Annotated in this window: 10 protein-coding genes; 8 read left to right on the forward strand and 2 right to left on the reverse strand. The window is 63.7% G+C overall.

Translation table 11 applies throughout. The annotated features are described in order from the left end of the window. The first annotated feature begins 6 nt into the window (after nucleotides 1–6). Together B2790_RS14220 and rarD are read left to right on the forward strand one after the other, a co-directional pair. Nucleotides 7–981 (forward strand): serine/threonine protein kinase, encoded by a 975-nt coding sequence (locus tag B2790_RS14220; RefSeq protein WP_075044386.1) that lies wholly within the window; start codon nucleotides 7–9, stop codon nucleotides 979–981. Nucleotides 982–1,045: 64 nt separating this feature from the next. Next, nucleotides 1,046–1,933, forward strand: coding sequence for an EamA family transporter RarD (rarD, locus tag B2790_RS14225; protein WP_286919034.1), 888 nt, complete (start codon nucleotides 1,046–1,048; stop codon nucleotides 1,931–1,933). A 349-nt stretch (nucleotides 1,934–2,282) separates the two neighbouring features. On the opposite strand, the gene B2790_RS14230 is transcribed toward rarD, so the two are convergent. Further along, nucleotides 2,283–2,801, reverse strand: coding sequence for a glycine cleavage system protein R (locus tag B2790_RS14230; protein WP_286100891.1), 519 nt, complete (start codon nucleotides 2,799–2,801; stop codon nucleotides 2,283–2,285). Nucleotides 2,802–3,252: 451 nt separating this feature from the next. Here B2790_RS14230 and B2790_RS14235 point away from each other — a divergent pair, with 451 nt between their 5' ends. Beyond that, entirely contained in the window at nucleotides 3,253–5,430 is a 2,178-nt protein-coding gene (locus B2790_RS14235) for a malate synthase G (protein WP_286919035.1), read from the forward strand. 139 nt (nucleotides 5,431–5,569) lie between these two features. Here the strand turns inward: B2790_RS14235 and B2790_RS14240 are convergent, their stop codons facing one another. Beyond that, nucleotides 5,570–6,109, reverse strand: a complete 540-nt coding sequence (locus tag B2790_RS14240; RefSeq protein ID WP_286919036.1) for a response regulator — start codon at nucleotides 6,107–6,109, stop codon at nucleotides 5,570–5,572. Nucleotides 6,110–6,225: 116 nt separating this feature from the next. Between B2790_RS14240 and B2790_RS14245 the strand changes: the two genes are divergently transcribed. From B2790_RS14245 to B2790_RS14265, 5 genes are all read left to right on the forward strand, one after another. After that, nucleotides 6,226–8,163: a DUF294 nucleotidyltransferase-like domain-containing protein gene (locus tag B2790_RS14245; protein ID WP_286919037.1), complete on the forward strand. Its 1,938-nt coding sequence runs from the start codon at nucleotides 6,226–6,228 to the stop codon at nucleotides 8,161–8,163. Beyond that, nucleotides 8,160–8,870 carry a 3'-5' exonuclease gene (locus tag B2790_RS14250; protein WP_075044380.1) on the forward strand — a complete coding sequence of 237 codons (711 nt, stop codon included), beginning with the start codon at nucleotides 8,160–8,162 and terminating at the stop codon, nucleotides 8,868–8,870. The genes B2790_RS14245 and B2790_RS14250 overlap by 4 nt, the downstream gene beginning before the upstream one ends. Nucleotides 8,871–9,097: 227 nt before the next feature. Next, a complete protein-coding gene (locus tag B2790_RS14255) occupies nucleotides 9,098–9,616 on the forward strand; it encodes an RNA polymerase sigma factor (RefSeq protein ID WP_286919038.1) in 519 nt (172 codons plus the stop codon). Continuing rightward, nucleotides 9,613–10,569 carry a FecR domain-containing protein gene (locus tag B2790_RS14260; RefSeq protein ID WP_025337419.1) on the forward strand — a complete coding sequence of 319 codons (957 nt, stop codon included), beginning with the start codon at nucleotides 9,613–9,615 and terminating at the stop codon, nucleotides 10,567–10,569. The genes B2790_RS14255 and B2790_RS14260 overlap by 4 nt, the downstream gene beginning before the upstream one ends. Before the next feature lie 220 nt (nucleotides 10,570–10,789). Next, nucleotides 10,790–13,225: a TonB-dependent siderophore receptor gene (locus tag B2790_RS14265; RefSeq protein WP_286919039.1), complete on the forward strand. Its 2,436-nt coding sequence runs from the start codon at nucleotides 10,790–10,792 to the stop codon at nucleotides 13,223–13,225. The last annotated feature ends 82 nt before the right edge of the window (nucleotides 13,226–13,307 follow it).

Consider the following 13,307-nt stretch of genomic DNA (forward strand, 5'->3'; position numbering starts at 1 on the left):
GCCACCATGTCCCACCCCTTCGACACCCTCACCCCCGACCTGGTCCTGGACGCCGTGGAAAGCCTGGGCTTTCTCAGCGATGCCCGGGTGCTGGCGCTGAACAGCTACGAAAACCGCGTCTACCAGGTGGGCATCGAGGGCGCGCAACCGCTGATCGCCAAGTTCTACCGCCCAGGCCGCTGGAGCGACGCGGCCATCCTCGAAGAGCACAGCTTCACCGCCGAACTGGCCGATTGCGAAGTGCCGGTGGTCGCACCGCTGCAGCACGACGGCCGCACCCTGTTCGAACACCAGGGCTTCCGCTTCACCCTGTTCCCCCGCCGCGGCGGCCACGCGCCAGAGCCGGGCAACCTCGACCAGCTCTACCGCCTCGGCCAGTTGCTCGGCCGCCTGCACGCCGTGGGCGCCAGCAAACCGTTCGAGCACCGCGAAGCGCTGGCTGTGGACAATTTCGGCCATGCATCGCTGAATACCCTGCTGGAAGGCGACTTCGTCCCCCGCGAACTGCTGCCTGCGTTCGAATCGGTGGCGCGCGACCTGCTCAAGCGGGTGGAGGACATCTATGCCCGCACGCCGCACCAGCTCATCCGCCTGCATGGCGACCTGCACCCCGGCAACCTGATGCACCGCGACGAGGTGTACCACGTGGTCGACCTCGACGACTGCCGCATGGGCCCGGCGGTGCAGGACCTGTGGATGATGCTGGCCGGCAGCCGCGAGGAGCGTCTGGGGCAACTTGCCGAACTGATCGACGGCTACAACGAGTTCCACGACTTCGACCCGCGCGAGCTGGCCCTGATCGAGCCCCTGCGCGCCCTGCGCCAGCTGCACTACAGCGCCTGGCTGGCGCGGCGCTGGGACGACCCGGCATTCCCGCCGAGCTTCCCCTGGTTCGGCCAGCCACGCTACTGGGGAGACCAGATCCTCGCCTTGCGCGAGCAAATGGCCGCACTGGATGAAGCGCCGCTGAAATTGTTCTAGAAGCACGCCCGCCTCTGTCTACAATAGGCGTCGCTTTATTTAGCTACCTAAGCAAGGATTCTGCATGCACGCCGCAAACCCGCGTCGCGGGTACCTACTGGGCCTCAGCGCCTACATCATCTGGGGGCTGTTCCCCCTGTACTTCAAGGCAATCCAGAGCGTCCCGGCGGTGGAGATCATTGTCCACCGGGTGCTCTGGTCGGCTTTGTTCGGCTCATTGCTGCTACTGGTGTGGAAACACCCAGGCTGGTGGCGTGAACTGCGTGACAACCCGCGCCGGCTGGGCATCCTGGCCCTGAGCGGGGCGCTGATCGCCGGCAACTGGCTGACCTACGTATGGTCGGTGAACAACGGGCGCATGCTCGAGGCCAGCCTGGGTTACTACATCAACCCACTGATCAATGTGCTGCTGGGCATGCTGATTCTCGGCGAGCGCCTGCGCCGCCTGCAGTGGCTGGCCGTGGCCATGGCCGCCGTGGGTGTGGCCCAGCAGGTGTGGCAGGTGGGCAGCCTGCCATGGGTGTCGCTGGTACTGGCGCTGAGCTTCGGCTTCTATGGGCTGATTCGCAAACAGGCACCGGTCGCGGCACTGCCGGGCCTGGTGGTGGAAACCTGGATGCTGGTACCGCTGGCCCTTGGCTGGCTGTTGCTGCACCCGGCGGCGACAAGTGCCCAGGGCGCGTTCTACAGCAGCAGCGAAGCGTTGTGGCTGATGGCTGCGGGGCCGGTGACACTGGTGCCGCTGGTGTGCTTCAACGCTGCCGCGCGGCACTTGCCGTACACCACGCTGGGCTTCCTGCAGTACCTGGCGCCGACCCTGGTGCTGCTGCAGGCGGTGCTGCTGTTCGATGAGCACTTGTCGTCGAGCAACTTGGTGGCGTTCATGTTCATCTGGGCGGGTTTGGCGATTTACAGCGTCGATGCGTGGGTCAGTTTGCGCAAGCGCAGCTGATCAAAAAATGACCATAACTCTGCAGGCCTTATGATTCGTGGCCTGCAGAGACATCTCCAAAGGTTATCCACACCCTCGTCCCCGTGCTTTGTGCACAAGCTGCTGATTTTTGGGTGTTTTTTGATCAAAGCCGTGTAAGGCGCGCGCCGCCTGGGCTGGAGAGGGGAACCCCCAGGTTATCCACAGGGCCTTCCCCGTGATATCGGGATAACCGCAGGGGGCTGCTTTGCAGCCCTTTCGCCGGCAAGCCAGCTCCCACAGGGATAGCGCATGGCTTGAGGTCAATGCGGTCGAGGTGGGAGCTGGCTTGCCGGCGAAAAGGCCGCAACGCGGCCCCGGCAATCTCGGATCAATCCTCCGGCCGCAGCTTCAACTCCACCATCAAGTCGTCCGCCAGGCTCTCCAGCTTCTGCTGCAGTTCTTCGAGCGGCAGAGTCAACGGCAAAGCCAACAACGCATCTGCATGAAACAACGGCTCGCTGCTCATCGGTGCCGGCCGCACTTCTGTTGAAAACCGCTCGACGTTCACCTGCAATTCAGCCAGCAAGCGGGTGATATCACGCACGATCCCCGGCCGGTCATTACCTACCAGCTCCATGGCAATCGGCTTCCAGGTACACGACGGCTCGATGCCGCTCTCGGCGATGAGCACGCGAATGTCATATCGAACCAACCCCTGCAGCGAAGCCACCAGCTCGTCATAGTTTTCCGCCGGCACCGCCACCCGCAGGATGCCGGCAAACTGCCCGGCCATGCGCGACATGCGGCTTTCCAGCCAGTTGCCACTGTGGTCGGCGATGCACTGGGCAATGCGCTCGACCTGGCCGGCCTTGTCAGGGGCAATCACAGTCAGTACAAGATGATCCACAAGCCCTTCCTCGTGTCGGACCGCGCCGTGCGGCAGAAAATCGGGGGATCGACTCAGTATAGGCAAGGCGCGGCAACCTGCCGCAGGGCAATCCGCATAACGAATCGTGTACTGTTTCAAGATTTATCTGGAACAATCCACCTGTTTTTTGCGAACATACTCACTCCCAGCGTGACCATACGCGACCAACGGGTCGCATAACGGCGCTTTTAGTCTGATTTTGCCCCGCCTACTGCTTCATGTAGTATCCCGTGGCGCGGACTACAAAACGTCGTTTGGATGTCTGCCAAGGCGCCTGTGAAAATACGCACACTGTCTGCCAGCCGGTCTGGCAGGCCGCACCCAGCCGCGCTCGGGGCTTTACTCGGGGGCATGCACTGGTGCCGTGTTTAGAGAAGCGCTACAGGCTTAATACAGAAGAGCGAAATAGCTGAGCAGAGTGAGGCAAGCAATGACTGGATACGTTCAAGTCGGTGGCCTTCAGGTCGCCAAGGTCCTGTACGACTTCGTGAACAACGAAGCCATCCCAGGGACCGGCATCGTCGCCGAGCAGTTCTGGGCGGGTGCAGAGAAGATCATCAATGACCTCGCTCCAAAAAACAAAGCCCTGCTCGCCAAGCGCGACGAGCTGCAAGCCAAGATCGACGCCTGGCACCAGGCACGCAAAGGCCAGGCCCACGACGCCGTAGCCTACAAAAGCTTCCTCCAGGAAATCGGCTACCTGCTGCCACAAGCCGACGATTTCCAGGCCACCACCCAGAACGTGGACGAAGAAATCGCCCACATGGCCGGCCCGCAGCTGGTCGTACCGGTGATGAACGCCCGCTTCGCCCTGAACGCCGCCAACGCCCGTTGGGGTTCGCTGTACGACGCGCTGTATGGCACCGATGCCATCAGCGATGAAGGCGGCGCCGAGAAAGGCCAAGGCTACAACAAGGTACGTGGCGACAAGGTCATTGCCTTCGCCCGCGCCTTCCTCGACGAAGCCGCGCCACTGGCGGCCGGCTCGCACGTCGACTCCACCGGCTACCGCATCGAAGGCGGCAAGCTGGTAGTTGCCCTGAAAGGTGGCAGCAACAGCGGCCTGCGTGACGACGCCCAGCTGATCGGCTTCCATGGCGATGCCGCCGCGCCGACTGCCGTGCTGCTCAAGCACAACGGCCTGCACTTCGAAATCCAGGTCGATGCCAGCACCCCGGTCGGCAGCACCGACGCCGCCGGCGTGAAAGACATCCTGATGGAATCGGCGCTGACCACCATCATGGACTGCGAAGACTCGGTTGCCGCCGTCGACGCCGACGACAAGGTGATCGTCTACCGCAACTGGCTGGGCCTGATGAAAGGCGACCTGGCCGAAAGCGTGAGCAAAGGTGGCAAGACCTTCACCCGCACCATGAACCCGGACCGCGAGTACGCCGCGCCCAACGGCGGCAGCGTGACCCTGCACGGTCGTTCGCTGCTGTTCGTGCGCAACGTTGGCCACCTGATGACCAACCCGGCGATCCTCGACGCACAAGGCAACGAAATCCCCGAAGGCATTCAGGACGGTCTGTTCACCAACCTGATCGCCCTGCACAACCTCAATGGCAACACCAGCCGCAAGAACACCCGCACCGGCAGCGTATACATCGTCAAGCCGAAGATGCACGGCCCGGAGGAAGTAGCCTTCGCCGCCGAAATCTTCAGCCAGGTCGAAGACCTGCTGGGCATGAAGCGCAACACCGTCAAGGTCGGCATCATGGACGAGGAGCGCCGTACCACGGTCAACCTCAAGTCGTGCATCAAGGCCGCAGCCGAGCGCGTGGTGTTCATCAACACCGGCTTCCTCGACCGCACCGGCGATGAAATCCACACCTCGATGGAAGCCGGCGCCGTGGTGCGCAAGGGCGCCATGAAGAACGAGAAGTGGATCGGTGCCTACGAGAACAACAACGTCGATGTCGGCCTGGCCACCGGCCTGCAAGGCCGTGCGCAGATCGGCAAAGGCATGTGGGCCATGCCCGACCTGATGGCGGCCATGCTCGAGCAGAAGATCGCCCACCCGCTGGCCGGTGCCAACACCGCCTGGGTGCCGTCGCCGACCGCCGCCACCCTGCATGCCCTGCACTACCACAAGGTGGACGTACAGGCGCGTCAGCGTGAACTGGCTTCGCGTACCCCGGCGTCGGTGGACGACATCTTGGCCATCCCGCTGGCCGCCGACACCAACTGGTCGGCCGAAGAGATCCGCAACGAACTGGACAACAACGCCCAGGGCATCCTCGGCTACGTGGTGCGCTGGATCGACCAGGGTGTGGGTTGCTCGAAGGTGCCGGACATCAACAACGTCGGCCTGATGGAAGACCGCGCCACCCTGCGCATTTCGGCCCAGCTGCTGGCCAACTGGCTGCGCCATGGCGTGGTCAGCCAGGAGCAGGTGCTGGAAAGCCTCAAGCGCATGGCCGTGGTGGTCGACCAGCAGAACGCCGGCGACGCCCTGTATCGCCCGATGGCACCGAACTTCGACGACAACGTCGCGTTCCAGGCTGCGGTAGAGCTGGTGGTGGAAGGTGGCAAGCAGCCGAACGGCTATACCGAGCCGGTACTGCACCGCCGTCGCCGCGAGTTCAAGGCGCGTAACGGGCTGTAAGCGACATCTGCAACAGGGGGCCGCTTTGCGGCCCAATCGCCGGCAAGCCAGCTCCCACAGGGACTGCACAGGCCTCAAAGGCTGTGCGGTCCCTGTGGGAGCTGGCTTGCCGGCGATGAGGCCGGAACAGGCTCCTCAGCTAAGCGATCTGCAGTTCTTTCTTAACCAGCTCCAGCAGCCTGTCCAGGTCGACCGGTTTCAGAAGAAAATCCACAACCCCCAGGTGCATCACGTCCACCGCCTCTTTCACATCGGTATCGCCCGACACCACGATGATCGACAACGCCGCCCGTTCCGACTCGCGAATCTGCCGGATCAGGTCCAGGCCATCCTCGGGCTGCATGCGTAAATCCGTGATCATCAAGCCGATTCGTTGCTGGTAGTGCAGATATAGCCTGGCTTCCTTGGCCCCATCCGCTCCGACACAGTCGATCCCCCGGCTTTTCAGGTACATGATCAGCGCCTCACGGTTCACTGCATTGTCATCCACCACCAGCACCAACGGCTTGGCTGCCACAGGCGCACTTACGACTGCCAATGCCTCGCGCTCGGCGTCGCTCAGGATGTCGTGTTGCTCAGGCATGCTCATCTCGTCAAAAAAATTCCGCTTCAGCATTAGGACCGCAGAACTTGCGTAACCCGGCTGGCCTTTCGTCGGGTCTTTGACAGGGGCGCTCATAGACTTACGTCCAATGGGCACCACCCCGCCGCAAGCCGACCATGGAGGCAGAGAACAACATGGCCGGCACCTATATATAGATATATATAGTTCGGCATAGCGATACGGTCAGTTTCATGAGCAAAAAGGACGCCTACACCCAGGCGGGCAGGACAGCAGTGCTGCAGAACATCCAGGGCACCTTGCAGTTCCTGCAGCGTTTTCCGCCGTTCAACCAGATGGAACACAGCCACCTGGCCTACCTGGTCGAACAGTGCCAGCTGCGCTTCTATGCCAGCGGCGAAAGCATCGTCAAACCTGCCGACGGGCCGGTCGAGCACTTCTACATCGTCAAGCAGGGCCGCGTGGTGGGTGAGCGCCAGCACCTGGTCAAGCCCGGTGTGGAGACCACCTTCGAAATTACCAGCGGCGAATGCTTCCCGCTGGCTGCCCTGCTCGGCGAGCGAGCGACCCGTACCGAGCACCTGGCCGGTGAGGACACCTTCTGCCTGCAGCTGAACAAGGCCGCGTTCATCCGTGTGTTCTCGATGTCGGAAGTGTTTCGGGATTTTGCCCTGCGCGGGGTCAGCAGCCTGCTCGACCAGGTCAACCAGCAGGTACGCCAGCGCGCGGTGGAAACCCTCGGCACCCAGTATTCGCTGAACACGCCACTGGGTGAACTGGCCATGCGCCACCCGGTGGTGTGCAGCCCCGACACGCCCCTGCGCGACGCCGTGCGGCTGATGCACGAGCAGCAGGTCGGCAGCATCGTGGTGGTCGACCCGCAGCGCTACCCCACCGGAATCTTCACCCTGCGCGACCTGCGCCAGGTGGTGGCGGCGGCCGATGCCGACCTGGGCGCGCCCATCGCGCGGCACATGACCGCCCAGCCGTTCTACCTCAGCCCCCAGGCCAGCGCCTTCGACGCAGCCATGGCCATGACCGAGCGGCATATCGCCCACGTATGCCTGGTGGAAAACCGACGCCTGTGCGGTGTGGTTTCGGAGCGCGACCTGTTCTCCCTGCAACGGGTCGATCTGGTGCACCTGGCGCGCACCATCCGCCATGCGCCACGCCTGGATACACTGGTCTCGCTGCGCGGCGAAATCAGCCAACTGGTCGAGCGCATGCTGGCCCATGGCGCGTCATCCACGCAGATCACCCAGATCATCACCCTGCTCAACGACCACACCGTGTGCCGGGTGATCGAACTGGCGCTGGCCGAGCGCGGTGACCCGGGCGTGCCGTTCAGCTGGCTGTGCTTTGGCAGCGAAGGGCGACGTGAACAAACCCTGCACACCGACCAGGACAACGGCATCCTCTTCGAAGCCGCCGACAGCGCCGAAGCCGACGCCATCCGCGCACGCCTGCTGCCGCTGGCGCAATACATCAACCAGTGCCTGGCCCAGTGTGGCTTCACCCTGTGCAAGGGCAACGTCATGGCCGGCAACCCCGAGCTGTGCCTGTCGCGCAGTGAGTGGGCGCGGCGTTTTGCCGGTTTTGTCCGGGAAGCCAGCCCGGAGAACCTGCTGGGCTCGAGCATCTATTTCGACCTGCGCGTAGTGTGGGGCGACGAGCAAGGTTGCGAGCAGCTGCGCCAAGGCCTGCTGGACCAGGTGGCCGACAACCGCATCTTCCAGCGCATGATGGCTGACAACGCCCTGCGCCAGCGCCCACCGGTGGGCCGCCTGCGCGAGTTCGTGCTGACCCGCCAGGGCAACGACAAGGCCGCCACCCTCGACCTCAAGGTCCAGGGCCTGACGCCCTTCGTCGATGGTGCCCGGCTGCTGGCCCTGGCCAACGGCATCGGTGCCTGCAATACCCTGGAACGCCTGCGCCAGCTGGTGGCCAAGGGCGTGATCGAGGCACTGGACGGCGCAGCGTATGAAGAGGCCTACCACTTCATCCAGCAAACCCGCATGCAGCAGCACCAGCGCCAGACCCGCGACAACCTGCCCTACTCCAACCGCCTGGATCCGGACAGCCTCAACCACCTGGACCGGCGCATCCTGCGCGAGTCTCTGCGCCAGGCCCAGCGCCTGCAAAGCAGCCTGGCCTTGCGGTACCAGCTATGAGCCTGTTCGCCTGGTTGCGCCCCAGTGCGCCCGAACTGGACCATGCCACGCGCCAGCGCCTGGCCCGGCTGCCCAAGGCCGCGCCCCTGGGGGTGTGTACCCTGCGCGAGCAGCGCTGGGTGGTGCTCGATTTGGAGACCAGCGGCCTGAACCCCAACCGTGACCAGGTGCTGTCGGTTGGCGCCGTGGCCATCGAAGATGGCGCCATCGACTTTGCCCAGCAGTTCGAACGCACCCTGCACCGGCCTTTGCAGAAGACCAACGCCAGCGTTCTGATCCATGGCCTGGGCCCGAGTGCCCTGGCTGCCGGTTGCGACCCGGCCGAGGCGTTGCTCGACCTGCTCGACTTCATTGGCAATAGCCCGGTGCTGGCATTCCACGCGCCGTTCGACCAGCGCATGCTGGCCCGTGCATTGAAGGAAAGCCTGGGCTATCGCTTGCACTCGCCCTTCCTGGATGTTGCCGAACTGGCACCGATGCTCAACCCCGACACAGTGCTGCGCGAGGCCGGGCTGGATGACTGGGTGGCGCGGTTTGGCCTGCAGGTAGAGGAGCGCCATCATGCCAGCGCCGATGCCCTGGTTACCGCCGAGCTGGCGCTGATCCTGTTCAGCCAGGCCCGGCGCCAGCAGCTGGACAGCCCGCTGCAGCTGGAGCAGCGCTTGCGCGGGTGGCGCAGGCGCAAGGTGCACAACCACGGCCTGTAGATTTGTATTGACCTGACAGGGCCAATCGCCGGCAAGCCAGCTCCCACAGGTACTGCACAAATTCCAGAATCAACGCGTTTCCTGTGGGAGCTGGCTTGCCGGCGATTGGCCACCTGCCTGTTCCATGATGGCCATCCGATAAGCGTCCATTGCACCCACCCCCTCCCCTCTGCAACAATCGCGAATAATTATCGTTAGTTAATGCATTCGTTCCGGGGGGACGCTGCTTGTCTTCTGCACAGAGCCCACACGCCGATCTGGTCGGTGCGCTGTACCGCGACCACCGCGGCTGGCTGCTCGCCTGGCTGCAACGCAGCATGGCCTGCCGCCAACGTGCCGAAGACCTGAGCCAGGACACCTTCGTGCGCCTGCTCGACCGTGAGCAACTGGATACGCCCCGCGAACCACGCGCGTTCCTGGCCGCCGTGGCCAAGGGCCTGATGTTCGACCACTTCCGCCGCGCCGCGCTGGAACAGGCCTACCTGGCCGAACTGGCCCTGATGCCGGAAGCCGAACAACCTTCCCCGGAAGTACAGCACCTGATCCTCGAAGACCTCAAGGCCATCGACCGCCTGCTCGGCAAGCTGTCGAGCAAAGCCCGTGCAGCATTCCTGCACAATCGCCTGGACGGTATGAACCATGCCGAAATCGCCGAGCGCATGGGGGTTTCGGTGTCGCGGGTGCGCCAGTACATCGCCCAGGGCATGCGCCAGTGCTACGTGGCCCTGTACGGGGAGCCGACGTGAGCAGCGCACCGGTTTCGTCCCGGGTGCTGGAAGCCGCCATTGCCTGGAAACTCAGCCTCGACAACGGCAGCGGCACACCCGACGAGCGCAGCGAATTCATGCGCTGGCATGCCGCCAGCGAGGAGCACGCCCGCGCCTGGCGCCAGCTCGGCGCCATGGACCAGCGTGTGAGCGCCGCTGCCGGCCCCGCACGCCAGGCCCTGCTGCAATCGCGCGCCGGCCTGCGCCGACGCATCGGCAAGGTCGGCGGCGGGCTGGCCGGCATGTTTCTTTTGGGCTCACTGCTGGCCTGGGTCGGCGCACCATCGCTGGCACCGAGCTACTGGCTGGCCGACCAGCGTACCGCCACCGGCGAACTGCGTACCCTGCGCCTGGAAGACGGCACCTTGCTGAGCCTGAACAGCCACACTGCCGTGGATATCGACTACGCCGGCGAGCAACGGGTGATCGTGCTGCACCAGGGCGAGATTTCGGTCGAAACCGGCCATCAGGACCCGCGCCCGCTGCTGGTGCGCACCGACGATGGCCGCCTGCGCCCATTGGGCACGCGCTTCCTGGTACGCCGCGAGGACGACGGCACGCGCCTGGAAGTGCTGCAAGCCTCGGTCGCCGCCATGCCGCTGAACAGCGGCGACGAACAGGTGCTGCGCGAAGGCCAGCAGGTGCTGATGAACGCCAACGGCCTTGGCCGGATCGGCACGGTGCCAGCCGGTGCCGACGCCTGGACCCGCGGCATGCTGGTGGTGGACAACGTGCGCCTGGCTGACCTGCTGGCCGCGCTCGGCCAGTACCGCAGCGGTTACCTCGGGGTGGACGACCAAGTCGCCGACCTGCGGGTGACCGGCAGCTTCCCGCTGACCGACACCGACCTGGCACTGTCGTCGCTGGTGCCGGCACTGCCAGTGAAGGTCGAGCGGCATACGCCGTGGTGGGTGACCGTCGTTCCCAAATAAACCTGTACCGGCCTCTTCGCGGGCTCGCCCGCTCCCACAAGTACCCCACCGTGCTTGAAACCTGTGTGGTACCTGTGGGAGCGGGCAAGCCCGCGAAATGGCCGGTACAGGCAAAAACCAACCTCAAATAATTCTCAATTTTTTTCAGATTCGCCCTGTCACTTTTCAAATCTCGCTCGGCAAGGAAGCAGAAAGCACTTATCCGTCGAGGAGCCGCTGCATGTCCTGTGCTGTTGATCGTATCCTGCGCCCCAGCCTGATGGCCCTGGCCATCGCCGTGGCCGCGCCATTGGCCAGCCCTGCCCTGTTCGCCGCCGAGCAATCCGCTCAGCGCGCCTACGACCTGCCCAGCGCCCCGCTGGCCACCACTCTCAACCAGATCGCCAGCCAGGCCGGCATCGCCTTGGCCATCGACCCGGCACTGGTCAGCGGCCGCACCTCCGCCCCGGTGAGCGGGCAGTACGATGGCCTTGGTGCCCTGCAGGCCGCCCTGCGCGGCACCGGCCTGCAGCTGCTGCAAAGCAGCATGGGCAGCTACAGCCTGGTGGCTACGCCAGAAGGGACACTGGCGTTGCCGGAGACTGCGATCAATGCGACTTCCAACTATGAAAGCGCCTGGGGGCCGGTAGAGGGTTACACCGCGACCCGGACAGCAGCTGGCACCAAGACCGACACCGCCATCGCCGAACTCCCCCGCTCGGTAAGCGTGATCACCCGCCAGCAGATGGAAGACCGGCCGGTGCTCAGCCTGAACGATGCCCTTCGCTACACCGCTGGCGTGCAAAGCAGCGGCTATGGCTCCGACTCGCGCAGCGACTGGTTGCTGGTACGTGGTTTTGAGCCTACCCAGTTCCTCGATGGCCTGCCATTGCCCAAGGGCAACTACGCCACCCCCAAGATCGAGCCCTGGAACCTGGAGCGCATCGCCGTGCTGCGCGGCCCGGCTTCTTCGGTCTACGGCCAGACTCCACCAGGCGGCCTGCTGGACATGACCAGCCGTCGGCCGCAATTGGAAAGCAGCCACGAAGTCGAAGCCCAGGTTGGCAGCAACAACCACAAGCAGATCAACTTCGACAGCACCGGCAAGCTCGACGATGCAGGCCAGTTCCTGTACCGAGTGAGCGGCACCGTGCGTGACAGCGGTGCGCCGGTAGACCACATCCCGGACAAGCGCTACAACATCGCGCCCAGCCTGACCTGGAACATCAACGACGATACCAAGCTGACGTTCATCAGCCAGTACACCCGCGATGACACCGGCATCACCGGCCAGTTCCTGCCACTGCAAGGCACCAAGCTGGATAGCCCCGCAGGCAAGATTTCGCACCACAAGAACCTGGGCGACCCGGATTGGGAGTCCTACGACCGCACCTACTACCACCTGGGCTATGCGTTCGAGACCCGCCTGAACGATACCTGGCAGTTCCGTCAGAACCTGCGCTACGCGCGTAACGAACTGGACTTCAAGGGCATTACCGCCGGTGGCTCGATCTGGCCAGACGGCCCGGACGAAGCTGTCAGCGCCGATGGCACCGTGCAACGCACCGCCGGTATCGTCGAGGAGGACATCTCTCAGTTCGCCCTGGACAACAACTTCCAGGCCGACTTCCAGACCGGCCAGGTTGCCCATACCCTGCTGCTGGGTCTCGACCACCAGCGCTCGGACAGCAATGCCCGCTGGCGCTGGGGCTCGGCTGGTGTGCCACCGAGCAATATCCACAACCCAATCTACGGTCAGGATTTCTCGAACGTTCAGTACTTCGACATGTACGACTACGACCAGAAAACCCAGCAGACCGGCCTGTATATCCAGGATCAGATGGCTCTGGACAACTGGCGCCTGACCCTTGGTGGCCGTGAGGACTGGGTGCACACCGGCACCACCTTCCACAACAAAGGCGACGCCACCAACACCCAACGCGACAAGAAATTCAGTGGTAACGCAGCACTCAGCTATGTATTCGATAACGGCCTGACGCCTTACATCTCCTATGCCGAGTCCTTCCAGGCCGCCACCGGCTCCACCGTCAACAGCACCGATGCCTTCAAACCGACCGAAGGCAAGCAATACGAACTGGGCATCAAGTACCAGCCTCCGGGCAGCAATAGCCTGTTCACCGCTGCTGTGTTCGACCTGACGCAGGAGAACATGTCGGTGACCGAGGGTGGTGTAACCCGCCAGGTTGGCGAAGTGCGTGTCAAAGGCCTGGAGCTGGAGGCTACCTCGGATGTGACCGAGAACCTCAAACTGGTGGGCTCGTACACCTACAACGACAGCGAGATCATCAAAGGCACCAGTGACGAGAAAGGCAAGCGCATGGCGCAGGTGCCGCGCAACCAGGCCACTGCCTGGGCTGACTACACCTGGCACAGCGGACCACTGGATGGGTTTGGGGTCGGCGTTGGCGTGCGCTACGTGGGCGATACCTACGGTAATACCACTAACACCGATTGGGGCCATGTGGGGTCCTACACCGTCTACGACGCATCGGTGCACTACGACCTGGGCCGCCTGAACAGCACCCTCAAGGGAGTGACCGTAGCCGTGGATGCGAAGAACCTGTTCAACAAGGACTACTTGTCTACCTGTGACGGGTACTACTGCTACTACGGCGACGAGCGCAACGTGGTGGCCAGTGTCAATTACAAGTTCTGAGTGAACGGGGGCCGCTTTGCGGCCCTTTCGCGACACAAGGCCGCTCCAGGAAAACGTGCTCCCCTGTAATCGATGGACTCGC

This window comes from Pseudomonas sp. UBA6753, assembly GCF_002453565.1.
Lineage (GTDB): Bacteria > Pseudomonadota > Gammaproteobacteria > Pseudomonadales > Pseudomonadaceae > Aquipseudomonas > Aquipseudomonas putida_Z.